The sequence below is a fragment of the Mesorhizobium sp. genome, from assembly GCF_004962925.1.
Classification (GTDB): domain Bacteria; phylum Pseudomonadota; class Alphaproteobacteria; order Rhizobiales; family Rhizobiaceae; genus Mesorhizobium.
The window spans coordinates 1,241-18,437 of the sequence record NZ_SUEO01000112.1; the positions used below are offsets into that span (position 1 = coordinate 1,241).

At 61.7% G+C, this 17,197-nt stretch carries 17 protein-coding genes and 6 pseudogenes; 19 read left to right on the forward strand and 4 right to left on the reverse strand.

The features are described from left to right. The 3 genes and pseudogenes from E5W87_RS20965 to E5W87_RS20975 form a co-directional block, all read left to right on the forward strand. A pseudogene (locus E5W87_RS20965) lies at positions 1 to 139 on the forward strand (LysR family transcriptional regulator); the annotation flags it as partial. 69 nt (positions 140 to 208) lie between these two features. After that, a complete protein-coding gene (locus tag E5W87_RS20970) occupies positions 209 to 1,144 on the forward strand; it encodes a LysR substrate-binding domain-containing protein (protein WP_292401674.1) in 936 nt (311 codons plus the stop codon). Between the two features lie 130 nt (positions 1,145 to 1,274). Further along, the gene (locus E5W87_RS20975) at positions 1,275 to 2,432 is read left to right on the forward strand and encodes a mandelate racemase/muconate lactonizing enzyme family protein (protein ID WP_292401677.1); all 1,158 of its coding nucleotides are present in this window, start codon (positions 1,275 to 1,277) and stop codon (positions 2,430 to 2,432) included. A gap of 260 nt (positions 2,433 to 2,692) precedes the next feature. Here E5W87_RS20975 and E5W87_RS20980 read toward each other — a convergent pair whose 3' ends face one another. Then, positions 2,693 to 2,950: a hypothetical protein gene (locus tag E5W87_RS20980; protein ID WP_292401681.1), complete on the reverse strand. Its 258-nt coding sequence runs from the start codon at positions 2,948 to 2,950 to the stop codon at positions 2,693 to 2,695. Between E5W87_RS20980 and E5W87_RS20985 the strand changes: the two genes are divergently transcribed. Next, complete coding sequence (locus E5W87_RS20985; protein ID WP_292401730.1) at positions 2,930 to 3,124, forward strand: nucleotide-binding domain containing protein; 195 nt, start codon at positions 2,930 to 2,932, stop codon at positions 3,122 to 3,124. The two genes, E5W87_RS20980 and E5W87_RS20985, sit on opposite strands and share 21 nt — an antisense overlap. A gap of 234 nt (positions 3,125 to 3,358) precedes the next feature. Here E5W87_RS20985 and E5W87_RS20990 read toward each other — a convergent pair whose 3' ends face one another. Next, complete coding sequence (locus E5W87_RS20990; protein WP_292401684.1) at positions 3,359 to 4,642, reverse strand: ROK family protein; 1,284 nt, start codon at positions 4,640 to 4,642, stop codon at positions 3,359 to 3,361. 194 nt (positions 4,643 to 4,836) lie between these two features. Here E5W87_RS20990 and E5W87_RS20995 point away from each other — a divergent pair, with 194 nt between their 5' ends. From E5W87_RS20995 to E5W87_RS21020, 6 genes and pseudogenes are all read left to right on the forward strand, one after another. Further along, the gene (locus E5W87_RS20995; RefSeq protein ID WP_292401687.1) at positions 4,837 to 7,404 is read left to right on the forward strand and encodes an ATP-binding cassette domain-containing protein; all 2,568 of its coding nucleotides are present in this window, start codon (positions 4,837 to 4,839) and stop codon (positions 7,402 to 7,404) included. Continuing rightward, a complete protein-coding gene (locus tag E5W87_RS21000; RefSeq protein ID WP_292401690.1) occupies positions 7,401 to 8,390 on the forward strand; it encodes an ABC transporter permease in 990 nt (329 codons plus the stop codon). The genes E5W87_RS20995 and E5W87_RS21000 overlap by 4 nt, the downstream gene beginning before the upstream one ends. A gap of 46 nt (positions 8,391 to 8,436) precedes the next feature. Further along, positions 8,437 to 9,438 carry a rhamnose ABC transporter substrate-binding protein gene (locus E5W87_RS21005; RefSeq protein WP_292401694.1) on the forward strand — a complete coding sequence of 334 codons (1,002 nt, stop codon included), beginning with the start codon at positions 8,437 to 8,439 and terminating at the stop codon, positions 9,436 to 9,438. An 89-nt stretch (positions 9,439 to 9,527) separates the two neighbouring features. Further along, positions 9,528 to 10,022, forward strand: a pseudogene (locus E5W87_RS21010) (glutamine amidotransferase); the annotation flags it as partial. Between the two features lie 21 nt (positions 10,023 to 10,043). Next, a pseudogene (locus E5W87_RS21015) lies at positions 10,044 to 10,238 on the forward strand (hypothetical protein); the annotation flags it as partial. A gap of 6 nt (positions 10,239 to 10,244) precedes the next feature. Beyond that, positions 10,245 to 10,451, forward strand: a complete 207-nt coding sequence (locus tag E5W87_RS21020; RefSeq protein WP_292401699.1) for a hypothetical protein — start codon at positions 10,245 to 10,247, stop codon at positions 10,449 to 10,451. A 161-nt stretch (positions 10,452 to 10,612) separates the two neighbouring features. On the opposite strand, the gene E5W87_RS21025 is transcribed toward E5W87_RS21020, so the two are convergent. Further along, complete coding sequence (locus tag E5W87_RS21025) at positions 10,613 to 11,035, reverse strand: cupin domain-containing protein (protein ID WP_292401702.1); 423 nt, start codon at positions 11,033 to 11,035, stop codon at positions 10,613 to 10,615. 176 nt (positions 11,036 to 11,211) lie between these two features. Between E5W87_RS21025 and E5W87_RS21030 the strand changes: the two genes are divergently transcribed. Beyond that, a complete protein-coding gene (locus E5W87_RS21030; protein WP_292401705.1) occupies positions 11,212 to 12,198 on the forward strand; it encodes an AraC family transcriptional regulator in 987 nt (328 codons plus the stop codon). 180 nt (positions 12,199 to 12,378) lie between these two features. Here the strand turns inward: E5W87_RS21030 and E5W87_RS21035 are convergent. Further along, positions 12,379 to 12,633 (reverse strand): annotated as a pseudogene (locus E5W87_RS21035) (IS5/IS1182 family transposase); the annotation flags it as partial. Positions 12,634 to 13,058: 425 nt separating this feature from the next. Here E5W87_RS21035 and E5W87_RS21040 point away from each other — a divergent pair. The 8 genes and pseudogenes from E5W87_RS21040 to E5W87_RS21075 all read left to right on the forward strand — a co-directional run. Next, positions 13,059 to 13,454, forward strand: a complete 396-nt coding sequence (locus E5W87_RS21040; protein WP_292401708.1) for a hypothetical protein — start codon at positions 13,059 to 13,061, stop codon at positions 13,452 to 13,454. A gap of 24 nt (positions 13,455 to 13,478) precedes the next feature. Further along, entirely contained in the window at positions 13,479 to 13,670 is a 192-nt protein-coding gene (locus E5W87_RS21045) for a hypothetical protein (protein ID WP_292401711.1), read from the forward strand. A 51-nt stretch (positions 13,671 to 13,721) separates the two neighbouring features. Further along, the gene (locus E5W87_RS21050; protein WP_292401713.1) at positions 13,722 to 13,967 is read left to right on the forward strand and encodes a type II toxin-antitoxin system Phd/YefM family antitoxin; all 246 of its coding nucleotides are present in this window, start codon (positions 13,722 to 13,724) and stop codon (positions 13,965 to 13,967) included. Beyond that, entirely contained in the window at positions 13,964 to 14,350 is a 387-nt protein-coding gene (locus E5W87_RS21055) for a type II toxin-antitoxin system VapC family toxin (RefSeq protein ID WP_292401716.1), read from the forward strand. Before E5W87_RS21050 ends, E5W87_RS21055 begins: the two co-directional genes overlap by 4 nt. Positions 14,351 to 14,475: 125 nt before the next feature. After that, a pseudogene (locus tag E5W87_RS21060) lies at positions 14,476 to 14,692 on the forward strand (type II toxin-antitoxin system prevent-host-death family antitoxin). A 270-nt stretch (positions 14,693 to 14,962) separates the two neighbouring features. Beyond that, entirely contained in the window at positions 14,963 to 15,148 is a 186-nt protein-coding gene (locus tag E5W87_RS21065) for a hypothetical protein (RefSeq protein ID WP_292401719.1), read from the forward strand. A 626-nt stretch (positions 15,149 to 15,774) separates the two neighbouring features. After that, complete coding sequence (locus tag E5W87_RS21070) at positions 15,775 to 16,125, forward strand: hypothetical protein (protein WP_292401722.1); 351 nt, start codon at positions 15,775 to 15,777, stop codon at positions 16,123 to 16,125. Positions 16,126 to 16,415: 290 nt separating this feature from the next. After that, positions 16,416 to 17,197 (forward strand): annotated as a pseudogene (locus E5W87_RS21075) (phospholipase D-like domain-containing protein); the annotation flags it as partial.

The following is a 17,197-nucleotide window of genomic DNA, read 5'->3' on the forward strand; positions in this document are numbered from 1 at the left end:
ACCGCTGCCTGGCCCGCCGCTGGTGCGCGAGATCGGCATGTTGTGGCCGCGCAGCGCGCCTTCAGGACGGCTGGTGCGTGTCCTTCTGGACGCCTTCGGGGCAGTCTCGGCAGGCGGGAAGAGGGCCGACGATGCTTGATCAGCCTGGCTGCAACCATGACTCGAGCAGCGCCAGCGTGGCCAAGGAGGATCTCGGGGTGCGACGCCAATGAGCGAACCGAAACCACCGCTGGACGCGAATGCGGCCGCTTTGGCGCGAGTTAACCTCAAGCTGCTGCAAACTTTTATGCTGGTCGCCGAAAACCGCAGCTTCAAGGAGGCCGCCGACCGGGCACGCCGTTCGCAGTCCGCCATCAGCATGCAGATAAAGCAGCTCGAGGACCAACTCGGCGCCAGGCTGTTCAACCGCACCACGCGCGACGTCAAGCTCACGCCTGAAGGAAGCAAATTGTTCGCCAGCACGCAGCGCGGCCTGCAAGAGGTCGGCATCGGTTTGCGCAACGTCCAGGAGGCACTGGCCATCCGGCGCGGCCAGGTCGCGCTGGCCTGCGCGCCCACCATCGCCTCGACCCATCTGCCGCGCATACTCGCCGAGTTCGAACGCGATTATCCGGGAATCAAGATGCTTTTGTCGGAACTTAAGTCCGCCGACCTTTACCGGGTGATAGAGGCCGATGCCGTCGATTTCGGCATTGGCCCTATCTCCGGCGATCCGGACCTCGATTTCGAGCCGCTGCTCGACGATCCGCTGCACGCGCTGATCCCCATGCGGATGTGTCCGCACAATCGTCGCACCATCACGCTGGCGGAACTGTCCGGCCTGCCCTTGCTCCACTACCACACCACCACCCTGATGGGTGCGATGTTCGAGCGCGAGGCTGCCGCCCGCGGCATCGCGCTGAACGTTCGGTACCGCTGCATCCAGGCGGATACACTCGTCGCGATGGCCGAGGCCGGCATCGGCGCGGCAATCCTCACCCAGTCGATCGTCCGTTTCGCGGAGCCAAACCGGTCGCGTGTCTATAAGATCGTCGAGCCCGAACTCGTTCACCGCTACGGCATCGTGCGCAAGCGCGGCAAGGAACTGTCGCCGGCCGCCGAACGGCTCGCGCAATTGATCCGGGTGTCGCTGCGCCAGGCCTGAAGGCCGGCGCCATCAAATACGACTTCAGATTTTCAGAATAATCGATGGGATTTTTGAATTTTTTCTGAAGTTCGGCTTCCGCTAGAGAGTGCCTTCCCGGCACATGGAACGTCGGGAAAGGAGGGAAGTCGTGCTTCAGGATGTTTATGTCCAACAGGACAACAATGTCGTCGAGACCAGGATCAAGATCGCTCGTATCCAGGCGCACAAGCTCGCCAATATCCCGATTACGCCGCCGCCCTATCGCGACAAGCCGAACAAGGAAGGCGCGCTGCTTCTCCAGGTCGAGACCAATGACGGCCTCGTCGGTTGGGCGACCAGCGGCTACACCCACCACGTCGCCATCGATCTGATCAACAAATACATCGCGCCGAAAATCGTCGGTGAGAACCCGATGCGCACCGAACGCATTCCCCTGCTGTTCGACCGCGCCAGCTTCGAACGGCCGCTGGGCAGGACTCTGATCTCCGCGCTGGCGATGATCGACATCGCGCTCTGGGATATCAAGGGCAAGATGCTCGGCCAGCCCGTGCATCACCTGCTGGGCGGCGCGCGCGACAAGGTGCCGGTCTATGTCACGCACGGCGCGGCCTACGACAACGCCCCGGTCTATTCGCCCGAGGAACTGGCCGCGGAGGCGGCCCACCTCGTCAAGCTCGGCAACAACCATCTCAAGAACACCGTCGGCCGCCAGCCCATCCCCGATCCGAAGGATGACTACATCCGCATGAGGGCGATGCGCGAGGCCGTCGGCCCGAACGTCAAGCTCGCCATGGACGGCAATCTGCGCATGACCCTGGCCCAGGCGGTGGAATTGTGCAAGCGATGCGAGGAGCTCGACATCAGTTTCGTCGAGGAGCCGCTCTACTACAACGACCCGAGGCTTTTGCGCGAACTGCGCTCGAAGACGATCATCCCGGTGGCCGCGGCGGAGAACGAGAAGTTCTCCGCGCGCGACCTGATCCTGGCCGACGCGGTCGACTACATTCAGCCCAACGTCAACAATGACGGCGGCTACTCGGCAGCCATCCGCACCGCCGCCCTTGCCAAGATGTTCCACATCCCGCTCTCGCACGGCAACGGCAATGGTCCGCACAACATCGCGTTGCATGCCGGCCTGTCGAACGGCGGATTGGTCGAATATCATTTCCACAAGTGGATGGCCTACAACGCGATCTTCAAGAAGGTTCCGCAGCCCGAGGACGGATACCTGACCGTGTCGCAGGAACCGGGGCTGGGCCTCGAGCCGAAGGATGGCCTGATCGAGGAATTCTCGATACAGATGTAGAGTGTCCAGCCGTCGGCTTAATAAAGTGGATTGGCCACGGCTTGATGTTGAGCGCCGCGCGCCGCTGCGCGACGCGTGCCGGCTCAGCTCCTTCAAGCCTTCTTGTGCCACTTGGTGCCGATCCGGAAGCGCGCTGTGTGGTCTACGCTAGGCGTCGTTCGAGGGACCCGAGGCGGTGGTCGCCAAACTGTCTCTCACTGCTTCGAGCCGGCCTGTTGAGGATTGCGCTGCCCTCGCGTGGAGGCCTTGGAGCCGATGTATCAGATGGAGAAGTCTGGCGCTGCGCCATCGCCTTTGGTCAAGCCATAGCCGGTCGGCGTGTTCCTGAGATCGCATCCCGGGCTGGCGCTCGATCCGCGTGAACTGCTGAATGACTCGATGAGCATCGACAAGGCGGCAGCCTGGGTCGCCGCGCAGAACGGCGCCGTGCCGATCGTGTATTCGACCGCCGATCCCGCTTCGGTGGCGATTGCCAGCAGAGTTTCGGGCGCGAGGAGATCGCGGCGAAGGTCGAGCACTTCTTCGCTGGCCTCGTCCGCCCGCTAGCAGACTCAGGCGTGCGCCGCATCGTCATGGGCGGCGGCGAGACCTCCGGTGCCGTGGTGGAGGCGCTTGGCGTCACCAGTCTCGTCATTGGCGAAGAGATCGACCCGGCGTTCCCGCGCTTGTCGCTGAACGCAACGGCCCGCTAGGCCTTACCCTGAAGAGCGGCAATTTGGGCAGCGACGACTTCTTCGAAAGCGGTGGAACAAAAAGCTGCCAGTCGGCAACCGGCCCAATCAAGACGTTTGGCACATTGGCGCCAAGCGTCCGCTCCTGGCGGCGCAAAGCAGTCGTTAAGTTGTAGAACCAGTCCGCGAGTGTTGCCTGCAGCGACATCCACCGAGCACCGAAGAGATCAGTCAGTCCCCCCTCGCAGCACCAGATCATTCCGTTGAAACCGCTGAGGTTCGTGCTGGTTGGCTTTGGCTGGCAAGCCTCGAAAGGCTGCCCAGCAACATTGTTCTGTCCTTCCCGATCATCAGCACGCCGCTGTCGGGGGCCAGCAGTGCCGAGAATGGCAACATCGCTGCGCCGATCGGCGAGGCCTCGGGGCCGAATTGTCCCGACACGATTTCCGGAGCCACGATGCCGATGGCGCTGATCATGTTGAACTGGGTCTGCACCTTTGCCAGCAGCTCGAGATGGATCGGCCGCGGCAGGATGCTGTCGAGAACGATCGCCTCGATATCGATGACTGAGGTGATGGCGATGATCGCCTCGACCAGCGCATTGGCACAATCGTCGATCCATTCGGACAGGGGCTCGCGCGCCCCTGGCGGCAATGGATCCAGTTCCCGAACACGATTGATCTCGACGCCGCGCGACTTGAGATGATTGACCAGCACATAAATTGAGGCGCGATGCAGAAGGCTTTGATAACGCGCCGGCTTGGCCGCCACAGAATCTAGGCTAGAAGGCGAGACCGGCAAAGGACCGAGCGCGGCGCTGTTACCGTGCGGTCCGGTATGGACCTTGCCGCCTTGCACCAATCCACCGCCGACAAAGGTGTCGATCGAAATATGCATGAAATCGCGGAACCGCGCGCCGCTCCCCTGGATGAGTTCGGCGAGCGCCGCCGATGATGCGTCGTTTTCCACGAAAACCGGGGTCTTCGGCTTTGTGGCGAAGAAAGTAGTCAGATCGATTGCTTCCCAGCGGCTACCGAGGTCATTGGGAAAGCCGAGCTCCTCGCTCCAGCCGCCGAGGAAATATGGCGAAGCGATTCCGACACCGACGATGCTGGCATCGCCAAGCCCCTCGACCAGCTTGTTGAAATTGGCCAGCGACATGTTGCCGGCCTTGAGCACCAGATCGGGGTCCGGAAAGCGATATTCGTGCGACTCGCGGGAGCGGACCTCGCCGGCGAAGTCGACGAGCACGGCTTCCAGCGCGCGCCGGCCGATCTTGATGCCAACGCTGTAGATGCGCTCCGGTGCAAGTCGGTAGAGAGTGGACGGCGATCCGCGTTGCCCGAACCTTTTTCCTACCTGCTTTACGAATCCGGACGACTCCAGCCCGTCGACAATGGTGGCGACCGCGGCCGCCGTCAGATTTGCGGCGCGCGCCAGATCCGACTTGGATGCCTCCTTCAGGCGGCGGATGGCATCAAGCACGAAGCGCTCGTTATAATGCCGAACCTTGACCGAATTGCTGCCTTTTCCGGACAAAACTGGCGCTTCCCCATTATTTCCCGCGGAGCCACTCTGGCCGCTTACAGCTCTGAAGCCGCTGCGGTCGAGGCACTTCGGCCGCGACCCTGCGCGATGCGACAGTGCCCATAGGGGCCACGGAAGTCAATTTCCTGTTGCCGCCTGAGCCTATTTAATATAGCAAATTGAAGAAAGAAGACTAGGGAGGAAAAGTGCTGCACTTGGGCGCATATGGCGAAGCCGATGCCGCGGCGAAGAGGAATTTGGCTGTCCCCGTTGCCCTGGTTCAGGCGACAAAGGCCTTCAGTGGCACGATTGCCCTCAAGGACGCATCCTTCGAATTGCGCTCGGGCGAGGTGCTGGCTCTGCTTGGCGAAAACGGGGCCGGCAAGAGCACCTGCGTGAAATTGCTGGCCGGCGTGCATGCCCCTACAGGTGGCCATGTCGAAGTCGATAACACGCCTGTGGTTTTCCACACACCGCACGACGCCCAGGCCGCCGGCATTGCGGTTATGCACCAGCATCCCGGCCTGTTCCCCGATCTTTCGATCGCGGAAAACATCTATCTCGGCCATATGCTGCGGGACCACTTCGGCGGCATCGACAACGCCGCCATGCTTGCCGGGGCACGCAAGGTGCTGGCGACAGTCGGCCTTGACGTGCCAGCTGAAACCCGGCTCGGAATTTTGCGCACCTCCGAACAGCAACTGGTCGAGATCGCCCGCGCCCTGTCGCTCGACGCGCGGGTGCTGATCATGGACGAGCCGACGGCCGCCCTGTCGCAACGCGAGGTCGAGCGGCTGTTCACCGTCGTCGCCGATCTGCGGCTGCATGGCGTGGCGATGATGTTCGTCGGCCACCGCATGGACGAGATCTTCCGCATCGCCGACCGTATCGCGGTGCTGCGCGACGGGCGCCTCATTGGCGTCAAGCCGAAGGCCGAGCTTGGCCGCGCGGCTGCCATCAGCATGATGGTTGGCCGCGAAGTGACCGACCTCTATCCGGAACGAAACCACGCCACCGGCGCGCTGGTGCTGGAGGCGAGGGGGCTTTCGCACGCTGGCGGCTTTTCCAACATCGACCTCAAGCTCCACGCCGGAGAGGTGCTGGGGCTCGGTGGCCTGGTCGGCAGCGGACGGACCGAGATCGCGCGCGTGTTGTTCGGCATCGACCAGCCGGATGCCGGCGAAATCCTGATCGACGGCGAGGCTGTGCGCTTCGCATCGGCGCGCGACGCCATGGATGCGCGTATCGCCTATGTCTCGGAAGACCGCATGGGCCAGAGCCTGGTGATGGATTTTTCTATCCTCGACAACGCGGTGTTGCCCGTCCTCGACAAGGCCGCTCGCTCCGGCCTCTACGGCACGGACCGCGCGATCGGTCTGGTTTCGGATTGGCTGAAGCGCATGAAGCTTCGCTTTTCCGGATACGGGCAGCCGGTGAAGGAACTGTCCGGCGGCAACCAGCAGAAGGTGGTGTTGGCCAAATGGCTGCGCACCGAGCCGCGCGTCCTCATCCTCGATGAGCCGACGCAAGGGATTGATGTCGGCACGAAGGCGGAAGTGCATCAGATGATCGCCGACCTTGCTGCGCAGGGCATGGCTATCATCCTGATCTCCTCCGAAATGCCCGAGCTCATCGGCATGTGCGACCGCATCATCGTCCTGCGCGAAGGTCATCAGACGGCTGAATTTGCCAGGGGCGAAGCCACCCAGGAAAAGGTGCTGGAAGCAGCCACGAAGGCCGACGAAAGCGCCGACCCGGCAGCACAGGCGGAACGAGCCGCCCGCGTGGAGAAGAGAAAAGGACCACTCGACATATTGAAGCGACGGGAGTTCGGCCTGCTCGCCGCGATGCTGGCGGTCGCCGTCCCGGTCACCATTATCAACCCGCGCATGGTGAGTGCGGCAAACCTGACCGCCGTGTCGATGGATGCTGCCCTGCTCGTAGTCGCAGCACTCGCTCAGATGCTGGTGCTGATCACCCGCAACATCGACCTTTCTATCGCTGCGGTGATTGGCCTGTCGGCTTACATGGCGGCCAGCATGGTTCAGGCCTATCCAGGGCTCGACATCGGCATCGGTCTCGCGACCGCATGCGCCGTCGGTGGTGTCGCCGGCCTGATCAACGGCCTTGTTGTCACCAGGGGACAGATACCAGCCATCGTCGTCACACTGGCCTCGATGTCGATTTTTCGTGGCTTCAACTCGATCTGGGCAGCTGGCGACCAGATCAGCGCCGATGAAGTAACGCAAGCCTGGCTCGACATGACCGGCCTGAAGATCGCCGGCGTGCCGCTGATCGTCGCCATCGCCATCGTTATCCTGTGCTTGGGCTACGTACTGCTCTATCGCACCGCGGTCGGGCGGGAACTGTTCGCCGCTGGCTCCAATCCGGACGGCGCACGCCTTATCGGCATCCCCGTTGACCGGCGCATTCTGCTGGCCTTCGGCATGGCCGGCCTGCTCGGCGGCCTATGCGGCGCGCTGTGGGCATCCCGCTATGCGACCATCGACGCCCGCGTCGCGCTCGGTTTCGAACTCACCGTGATCGCATCGGCGGTGGTCGGCGGGGTCGCCATTCGCGGTGGTTCGGGCACGCTGCTCGGCATCATCCTCGGAGCGCTCACGTTGCTGGTCATCAAGAACGGACTGACGCTGGTGCGCGTCGACCCGCTGTGGCTACAGGGCGTCTACGGGCTGGTGATCCTGGTCGCCATTGGCATCGACACCTTCATCGTGCGGCGCGCGGAGCAGGCAAGACAGGCGAGGGCGAGATGAAAAAATTCCTCCGATCGATCGACTTCTGGGATCTCCTGCTGGCGACCTCTTGCTTCGCCATCTTCCTCTACGCAGCGATCTTCGTGCCGAATTTTGTCTCTGGCTTCAATCTCTCGCAATTGGCCGCGAGTGCCTCGGAAAAGGCGTTGCTGATCCTGCCGATGACGCTGCTCATCATCACCCGCGAAATCGACCTGTCGATTGCATCGGTGCTGGCGCTGACGTCCGTCGTCTTTGGCTTACTGGTCCAGGCGGGCGTGCCGACGCTTGCTGCAATCCCGCTGACGCTCATCGCCGGTGGTCTGCTCGGCGCTTTCAACGGCTATCTGGTGTCGGGCCTTGGACTGCAGTCGTTGGTTGTGACGCTCGGCACCATGGCGCTCTATCGTGGTATTGGCTACATTCTTCTCGGCACCGGCTCGGTCAACATCCTGCCGCCTGCAGTCGTGGATTTCGGCATCAACAACCTGCCGGGCACCGAGATACCGTGGACCATCGTGCCTTTCCTGGTGCTGGCCCCGATGTTTGCGGTCGTGCTCCAGAAGACGCCGACCGGTAAGCGCATCTACGCGCTCGGCGGCAGCCCCGAAGTGGCGCGCTATTCCGGCATAAACACCCGCCGGATGGTCCTGAACCTGTTCGTCGTCTCGGGTGTCGTCGCCGCCATTGCTGGCATCGTCTATACCGCGCGCCTCTCCAACGCGCGCGCCAACAATGCGCTCGGCATGGAGCTCGACGTCATCACCATTGTGCTGCTCGGCGGCGTCAGCGTCTTTGGCGGCAAGGGGCGCCTGACTGGCGTCATGCTTGCGTTGGTCCTGATCGCCATCCTTCGCAACGTGCTGGCGCTCAACCAGATCGGTGGCGATGCGCAGGGCATGATTATCGGCCTGCTTCTGATCGGTTCGCTGCTGGTTGGCAATAACTGGCGCTCCGCACGGGAGAGGCTCAGCAGATCGCGCGTCTTGCGCGAAACCAAGGGGTAATCTCGGGCCCCTTCCTTCAAGCCCGAATTCTGACGGAGGAGTGACAATGAAAGCGTTTAGACTAGCCCTGATCGCATCCGCGGTTCTGCTCGCGCCGACCTCGCTGGCCTTCAGCCAGGAATGCTCAACGGAACCGGTAACGGTCGGTTTCCTGCCCAAGCTCGATACCGATCCCTACTTCAAAGTGGCTTTTGGAGGCGCAGAAGAGGCAGCGAAGGAAATTGGCGGCACCGTTACCCAGGTCGCCCCATCGCAGGCGACTGCTGAGGCGCAGATCGAATTCATCAACAGCCTGGTGTCGCAGAAGGTCGGGGTCATCGCAATTGCCGGCAACGACGCCAATGCCGTCGCGCCTGCGCTGAAGCGCGCCGTTCAACAGGGCGTCAGGGTGATTTCGTATGACTCCGATGTGGCCGCGGATGCCCGCGCGGTGTTTGTAAATCAGGTGAAGGGAGACAGTCTCGCCGAAATGATGCTGGAAAGTGCATTCGACCTCAGCGGCGGTGAAGGCGAATTCGCGATCCTGTCGTCGACCCCCACGGCGACCAACCAGAACGCCTGGATCGACTTCATGAAGGCAAAGACGGCTGCCGAGCCGAAGTTCTCCAAAATGAAGCTGGTGCAGGTGGCCTATGGCGAAGAAAGTGAACAAATCAACCAGCAACAGGCGTTGGCGCTGGTCCAGGCGTTTCCGGACCTCAAGGTGATCATCGTCCCAGCAGGCATTGGCCTTCCGGCGGCCGCGCGTGCACTCGAGGAGGCGGGCATGATCGGCAAGGTCAAGCTGACCGGCCTCGCGCCGGCCACTCTGATCTCGAAATACATCAAGGGCGGGGCGGCTCAGGATATCTGGTGGAACGTCACCGATCTTGGGTATCTTACCTATCAGACAGCCCAGGCACTTGCGCAGTGCAAGATCACCGGCAAGGAGGGTGAGAAGTTCAAAGCTGGCAGGCTCGGCGAATACACGATTGGCGCCGGCGGCGAATTGATCCTTGGTCCGGCCAAGATCGTGACCCCCGACAATCTGGCCGAGTTCAAGTTCTGACCCTGTAGAGCTCAAGCCCCGGGCGCCGGATAGATCCGGCGCCCTTCCAAAACTCTCTCGAATGAAAACGGTGCGGGGCGGAAATGAAGATGTTGCTTGCAGGCGAAACTTTTTCGGCAACGACGTCGGTCGCCATCGGTAGTGATGTGCTTACAAGTGCGACCTCGACAAATGGCGCGACGGCTTTCAACGCCGCGCTGGCCGCCGAAGGCATCGCCGTCACGCAGATCGGCGGCGAGCGCTGCGCCGCGGAGTTTCCCTATGACCTTGATGCGCTCGCCCAATATCAAGTGGTGGTGATCTCGGACGTCGGCGCGCTGACGTTGCTGGTCACGCCGGATGCCCGCGCCGGGCGTGTCGGCGTCAATCGCCTCGATGTGCTCAAAGCTTATGTCGAAGGCGGCGGCGGACTGATGCTGGCTGGCGGTTACATGGGCTTTCAGGGCATGTTCGGGACGGCGCGGTTCCATGACACCCCGGTCGAAGATGTGCTGCCGGTCCGCTGTCTGCCCTTTTGCGACGGTATGGAGGTGCCGCAAGGCCTCCGGGCCTCCATCCTGCAATCGTCCCACCCGATTTTTTCCGGGGTGGAGGGGCCGTTGCAGGCTCACGAACTAGCGTCGACCGTAGATGCTACAAATCGGCTGCAGGATAAGTTAAACAGGGACAAGGAGACCGCACAACGCGGCGGTGAAACGACGCGGACCGATCCGGCGCAACAGCATATTCCTCGCCTCGAGGAGCTGGAGCGCGAGGAACTAGAAAGAAGGGAACGCGACCGCGACGACCGGGACCGTTAATCGACCATGTTTAATCGACAGGATTACGTTTGCCAGAGCAGTGACCCGAAGGGTGACGAAGCATTTGGCAAGCTATTTGCTATCCTCATCTGTTTCGTTTTCTTCCTGGGCGCACTCCAGATTGCTTATGAAACGGTGTCTGGCTGGTACCAAAACTTCATGCAGTGGAGCGGCGAAATGCTGGCTTTTTTGGCCGGCTTATGGCCGTTCTGAGAATTGCGGGCCTCCAAGCATGGCGTGCTCGGCATCACGAGGCTGACCGAGCAGGTCTAGCTCAGCTCAAACGGCCCTGAACCAAGGCCGGTCGCAAAGGTACCGGTACTTAGCGCCGTCGAGGCCGTTCCCGCACCAACCACGTTCAAAGCCACGGCAACTCACTCGACCGGGGACGCGATCGGCTTTCCCTTCTCCACGACATAGGTCGCGATCACCTTGGCGCCGGCGGGACCGGTCCTGGCGTCGTGGACCTTGGCCGGCGGCACCTGGTAGGATTGGCCGACCGCGAAATGCCGCGGCGGCTCACCGTCGATCAGCAGGTCGAGGCCGCCCTCGATGATGTAGCCCGACTCCGGCCCCGGATGTGTGTGTCGTCCGACCGAAACGTTAGGTGCTATTTCGGCAATGCCAATAACCGTCTCGTAGGCGGTGCCGGGCACGTCGAAGCGCTGCAACGGCGTACGCTTGATGGGTTTCTGGTCGGTCACGGCCGCCGCATTTTCCTGGGCACGGGGCAGGTCCGTCCAGGCAAAGCATGACAGCGCGGCGCAAAGCGCCAGTGTGTGCCTGAGTTTGAGCATCTATCGCCTCCCTGATTTAACGGGGACCATTGTCGGCGACGTTTGGCGGCAGGTCTCGGACTCCTGCGAAGTCCTCCTATGCCGTGGACGAACTGGCGATCTCGCGGCGGTTGAACGGTATATTCACCCAGTCTAATATCTTTGGGCTGCGGAAGGCGGCGCAGGAGTGGCCAGGCATGAACGGCACCGACTTTACCTCCTTGCATTTCTCGACGCGCGAGCTTGCCCCGGGCAAGCGCCTGCAGGCGCTGCGTGAGCTGTTCAACAGGGCGGTCCGCCTCAACATCGACACCGAGCCCGGCCGCGCGGTTGAGATGCAGATGCACGTCGCGCCGGGCCTGCGCCGAGCAACCATGCTGTCACCGCTAACGGCGCACCTCACCCGCCCGGCGCCGATGCTCGCGGACGGCGAAGACACCATCTGCTTGATGATGAAGACCAGCGGCCACATGGCCCTGGCTCAGGGGCGGCGCGAAGGCGTGCCGGCGATCGGGGACGGCGTGCTCCTCGTCTATCGCGAGCCGGTCGAGCTCCATTTCGTCGACACTACCTATCTTTCCGTGCGCGTGCCCTTCACCGCTCTGGCCGGGCTCGCCAACGTCGAGGCCGCCGCCGCGCGGTGCATACCGGCCACGACGGAAGCGCTATCGTTGCTGCGGGGCTATGTCGCGGGCCTGCCCGACCGCTTTGCCGATCCCCAGCTCGCCCGGCTGTGCGCAACCCACGTCTACGACCTTATCGCTCTAGCAATCGGCGCGACCGAAGAAGGGCGCGAGATTGCCTGCCAACGGGGCGTGCGGGCCGCGAGGCTGCAGGCGATCAAGGCCGACTTGGTCAGGGATGCCGCGCTCCACATTGACGAGCTCGCGGCGCGCCAAGGGATTTCGCCGCGCTATGTCCAGATGCTGTTCGAGGAGGCCGGCACAACCTTCTCGGATTTCGCTGTCGAACAAAGGCTCGACGCGGCCCGTACCATGCTGACCAGTCCGCGCTACGCAAGTTGGTCGGTCACTGAACTCGCGTTCGAGGCGGGCTTCGGCGATCTTTCGCACTTCAACCGGCGGTTCAAGCGCCGGTTCCTGATGACTCCGTCGGAAATGCGCCGCAATGGCAAGGCTGAGGCCACAGCGGACCCAGATCTGTCAAACGGCTTCCAAAATTGACCGCCTTGTCGGCGTCCAATTTTGGCTCCCTGAAGTGCTCCGCGGCGGTCAGCGTCGCCCGGGCGGAGCTGGCCAGGGTTTGCGCAGCCCGGGCGAGCGCGGATGGCGCTTGGGAGCTTAATGGGGGGCGTTGGTGCATGAATGTGGAATTCGGCACAATCGGGTCTTTGATGTCGGTTGTTATGCCCTGCCTGCCGGACGGCGAGCGGACTCCGGGCTTGCGCATTCGAGCATGCGGTTGAGGACGGCGCAGGCGATAGCGACCTCGGTCTGCTGAGCCGGAAAGGAGCGCGCCCGCAGGCGCCGGCCGATCAGCCCCTTGTACCGCCCGATGGCGGTCTCGATCAGGGCGCGCTTGCTATAGCCGGTGGCGGTCTGCCAATTCAACCTTCCACCACTGGCGATCGCCCCGATGTGATCGTCCCTTTGACCGGGTGGTCCGGCGTCATCACTCTCCACCGCCGCGGCGGCGAAACCCCGCGTCGTACTGCGGCCAGTTCGTCACCTTGTATTTCATCTTCGGTATTCGGTGATGGCGGCTGGCATTGTGTTTGAAAGGCATCAGGCGACGATCGTCTCGTTGGTGATCGCACCCGCCTATCGGTAAATCCTTAAAATGCGATCCATGCACCAAAGCCTCTCGTCGAGGCTGACATAACTGAAGAGAGCCGTTTCATCCACGCTTGCGCCGCGGACGAGATGCCGTTCCGCACGCAGCGCAACCGCCAATGCCAGGACGACCCCGGCGCACAGGACGACCAAGCTCCGCGGACTCCTGAGCGGCAATGCTCATCGGCAGACTCCCCGTCGCGCGGGATCGACATCAAGAAGACATTCCATTGGGCACTCGGCTCGCGCAGATGCCAGTTGCTTTCAGGCGTCCGCAGGTCGGGCTTCCGTTAAACGGAACCGCTCCGGATGGTAGTCCCGCCTCCGGCCCCACGTCCACTCCCACTGTCGCTGCGCCACTGCGGAGCGAGTGGACCACCGCAGCAATCGCGCTCGACCGGCACAATGCCGACCACCCGCATGACGTCGTGGCGTTACAGTCGGGCCACCTGATGGATTTCTACCGCGCCAGTTCGCGCGGCCTGCGCGACCGGATCGCGCGCGTGCTGCCGAAATGGTCCGCGGAAACGCCCGGCTATTCGATCCTGCTCGGAATGCATGCGTTCGGTCTCGAGGAGACCGGTGACTTCGGACGGGCCGAAGAGGCCGGCCGCCGCGCACTCGACCTTCAGCCGCTCGACTGCTAGGCCCATCATGCCGTCGCACATGTCATGGAGATGCAAGGCCGTGCCGAAGACGGCATCGGCTGGATGATCGCGCGCGAGCCGCACTGGTCGGGCGACGACAATTTCTTCCGGGTCCACAACCGGTGGCACCGTTCGCTCTGCCATCTCGATCTTGGCCAGACCGATGAAGTTCTCGCGCTCGATCTTCAGCGTACTGCTTTGCGGAGCCGCGCTTGAAAGAGCGCATCAAATAGACTAAGTCACAGGGACTAAGTTAAGGAGAGGCCAATGCACACGGTCAATATTCATGAGGCGAAAACGCACCTGTCGCGCTTGATCGACAGGGCAGCGAAGGGTGAGCCATTCATCATCGCCAAATCCGGCAAGCCGATGGTCAAGGTGGTCGCCATAGACGTGCCCGCCGCCAGTGAAGCTCGCCGTGTCGGCTTTATGGCCGGCAAGGTTTCTGTCCCGAAAGATTTTGATCGGATGGGAAGTGACGAAATCGAGCAGCTGTTTGGCGACGATGCATGAAACTGCTACTCGACACACATCTCCTACTCTGGGCGGCCGGTGAACCTGATCAGCTTCCGGTTGCGGCCATGACTGAAATCGAGAATCCCGACAATGATCTCGTGTTCAGTGCGGCGAGCCTTTGGGAAGTCGCCATCAAGCGAGGTCTTGGCCGCGCCGACTTTACTGTCGATCCGCGGCTGCTGCGACGTGGATTGCTTGACAACGGCTATCATGAACTGGCGATCACAAGCGAGCATGCCGTTGCCGTGGACGGGCTTCCGCCCATCCACAAGGATCCGTTCGATCGTATCCTGATTGCGCAGTCGATCGTCGAAGGCATCACGCTCCTGACGGTCGACGATCTCGTTGCACAGTATCCCGCGCCCGTCCGCCGGTTCTGACTGATCCGCGAAGGTTAAGCGGTAAGCCTCACAGCCGTTGAGCGCGTCGTGACCGCCTTGGGCTGTCGCATAGTTATATAAATGCGGTATTTTACAGCAGATACAACAATAACCAGGAGAGCAGCATGTCCCGGCCAAGCGGTTCTTATTCGAACAGTGATCTGTCGCGGAAATCCGGCGATATCATCGCCGAGGCGCTGCGCCACCCGGTTACAATCACACAACGCAACAAGCCTCGTCTGGTGCTTCTCAATATCCAGGAACTCCCAGCGACTGATGAAGCAGTCCGACATGCGGGCGGCCGGCACAATCGAAACCATATCCGACAGCCTGCTCGCCTAATTCGAAGATGCGGTTGAGACCTACGCGGAGGCAGAGGAAACGGGGCGGCAATGAGCTACGACCAGATCGAGACGGCGAGTGTCATCTGCTATCCACATCGGTGGGCGCGCGAAGTCGGCCATCGCAGACTGAGGGTCGTAAGAGAGGCCGGGAGCCGTCGGTGTTCGGTAGCGTCTCAGTTTGACAACTGATCTGGCGGTATCCTGCGTTCAGGCGACTGTCGCGCGACACGCCGAACTCTATATGCTTAGCCGAAAGCATGGAGCAACAATGGCCTACACAGTCATCTGGTATGGAAGACAGGGCATCGTCGACAAGGTGACCTTCGACACCGAGAAGACCGCGAAAGACCATGCAATCTCCACGTTCCAGACCCGAAAGGGTGACGATGGAATCGTGTCCGTTGAAGTTCGCAAGGATAACTGCGCTGTCGTCTTTAGCCACGCGGAGAATTAGGAAACTGGATTGATCTATACCCCTGACACGTGCCCGAACGCCTACGGCTCAGTGAGAGACCGGAAGCGCTCAGGACTGCCGCGTTTTCGGTTATGAGACATCCCTCCATACCAAAACTAGGTCTCTTTGCCTGTAGCGCCAGACCGCGCAGAAGAGCATCAAGCCGACGAGCACGACGATGTAGGCGGGGAAGTCATTCGGCGTTGGTATCGGAGGCCTAAATCGACCCTGAAGTTGGATGGCCGGAATTCCGGATGATCACGCCAGTTGGTGGATCAGAGTGCACCTTCGCGATACTTGGCCAATGCAGGATTCAAATAGTTCGACCGGGGAGCCGATCTAACAACGGTCTTGATTCCCTTAAGAAGGTTTGAAGCAGCCCGCCACTTGGCTAGCGCCTTCCTAACCGCCCTGCCTTTTCGTCTTTTGCCTACTTTAGCCCTCCCGAAACCGCCCGAACAGTTGAATGCGGGGTTCGAGACGTTTCTGTGTCCTCGCGCAAGCTTCGCCGCCACAGTGGACAACTGTCCAGACAGTCCGCTGCCCTCACGGTCGCGGGCCTTTTTGTTACTGAGGAACCTTTACGCTGCGGCGGCCGTTGAGCCCCACCCAAAAGGGAGATCACAATGGCCGACGACCCAAACGAAGACGCAACCCCGACGGACACGCAGCGCGAAGCTCAGGAAGCCTTGGAGAAGCAAGTTGCGCAACTCAAACGCGAGATTAACAAGATCAATCGGACGCTCGCGGAGCGCGCTGAAGAGGTGGTCGAGGAAGCCACTGGTTGGTATGAGGGTGCAGCCGATAGCGTGTCTCGGACAACGCAAGCACTTCGCAAAAGGGCGTCTACTGCTTCCGGTGTCGTTCAAGAAAATCCTGGCACGGTGTCGTCCGCCTTCATGCTGGGCGCGGCTGTAGGCTTGCTGTTGGGCCTTGTTCTTGTGGCCGGCGACCGGCGCCGAGACCGCTGGATCTAACACCCCAAATGAGGGCCATAGCTCCGCTGCCTCACGAAATAGAGAATGCTTCCATTGCGGGCCAGAGTCCAGCTTGCTCGGGCTTTACCGCGGGCCTTATGCGATCCGATTTCTGTTCGACTGAACTCGCGCCTGGCATCGCTATCAACCGCACAGCGGCGAATGCGGCCAAAACTCGGTCAAGAGGTGCTAATATGCGAGACAGCGCTCTTCGCTCTGGGTCTGTTGCGTATCAACGCCGGGAATGAGCTGCATTGCGTTGTGCAACCGCTCGCTGGATAGTCCTGGCGATGTTGCAGACCTTAATGACTCATTGGCCCCAGATCCTCGCGATCATTCCTGTGGTGATGGCGGCCATCGGCATCGTCCACGCCATAATGACGAAGGAAGACGTCCGCGCCGCCACAGGTTGGGTCGGCGTGATGTTCCTGTCGCCATTCCTTGGCGCGATCATCTACGCCGTTGCCGGCATAAACCGCATCCGTCGTGCAACGATCAGCGCCATGCGGCCCCTTTCCAGCGAGGCGGCTTCCGCAAAACATGAGCGCAACATTGCCGCCGAGGAATTGATTGCCGAGCGGTACGGCCAACGCTTCACCGGCCTGAAGACATTGGGCGACAGGGTGGCCCGGCGTGCCCTGACCTCGGGAAACGCGATTGCGATATTGGAGACAGGTGACGAGGCCTATGCCGCAATGTGCCGAGCGATTGATGGCGCTCAACGCACCATCCTTCTCGAGACCTACATCTTCGACAATGACGATGTCGGGCGGCTTTTCGTGGAATCTCTCGCCGGAGCCGTCCAGCGGGGTGTCAGCGTTCGCGTGCTGATCGATGCCGTCGGGGCGCGTTACTCCGTCCCCAGCATTCTTGGGCGTCTGCGAGAGGCAGGAATCACAGCAAACCTCTTCAACGGCAACATTGTCCTGGGCCTGCGTCTTCCCTACGCCAACCTCAGAACGCACCGGAAGATCCTGGTCGTCGATGGCACGATTGCGTTCACCGGAGGGATGAACATCCGAAAGGGATTCTCAGCCGAGTTCGCCGGCTCCTCCAGCGCGAGGGACACGCA

What these genes read in the sequence shown, in the direction of transcription:
- E5W87_RS20970 (WP_292401674.1), top strand. Translation starts at nt 209, where the DNA reads ATGAGCGAACCGAAACCACCGCTGGACGCGAATGCGGCCGCTTTGGCG.
- E5W87_RS21000 (WP_292401690.1), top strand. Translation starts at nt 7,401, where the DNA reads ATGAAAAAATTCCTCCGATCGATCGACTTCTGGGATCTCCTGCTGGCG.
- E5W87_RS21005 (WP_292401694.1), top strand. Translation starts at nt 8,437, where the DNA reads ATGAAAGCGTTTAGACTAGCCCTGATCGCATCCGCGGTTCTGCTCGCG.
- E5W87_RS21020 (WP_292401699.1), top strand. Translation starts at nt 10,245, where the DNA reads ATGTTTAATCGACAGGATTACGTTTGCCAGAGCAGTGACCCGAAGGGT.
- E5W87_RS21025 (WP_292401702.1), bottom strand. Translation starts at nt 11,035, where the DNA reads ATGCTCAAACTCAGGCACACACTGGCGCTTTGCGCCGCGCTGTCATGC.
- E5W87_RS21030 (WP_292401705.1), top strand. Translation starts at nt 11,212, where the DNA reads ATGAACGGCACCGACTTTACCTCCTTGCATTTCTCGACGCGCGAGCTT.
- E5W87_RS21040 (WP_292401708.1), top strand. Translation starts at nt 13,059, where the DNA reads ATGCCAGTTGCTTTCAGGCGTCCGCAGGTCGGGCTTCCGTTAAACGGA.
- E5W87_RS21045 (WP_292401711.1), top strand. Translation starts at nt 13,479, where the DNA reads ATGGAGATGCAAGGCCGTGCCGAAGACGGCATCGGCTGGATGATCGCG.
- E5W87_RS21050 (WP_292401713.1), top strand. Translation starts at nt 13,722, where the DNA reads ATGCACACGGTCAATATTCATGAGGCGAAAACGCACCTGTCGCGCTTG.
- E5W87_RS21055 (WP_292401716.1), top strand. Translation starts at nt 13,964, where the DNA reads ATGAAACTGCTACTCGACACACATCTCCTACTCTGGGCGGCCGGTGAA.
- E5W87_RS21065 (WP_292401719.1), top strand. Translation starts at nt 14,963, where the DNA reads ATGGCCTACACAGTCATCTGGTATGGAAGACAGGGCATCGTCGACAAG.
- E5W87_RS21070 (WP_292401722.1), top strand. Translation starts at nt 15,775, where the DNA reads ATGGCCGACGACCCAAACGAAGACGCAACCCCGACGGACACGCAGCGC.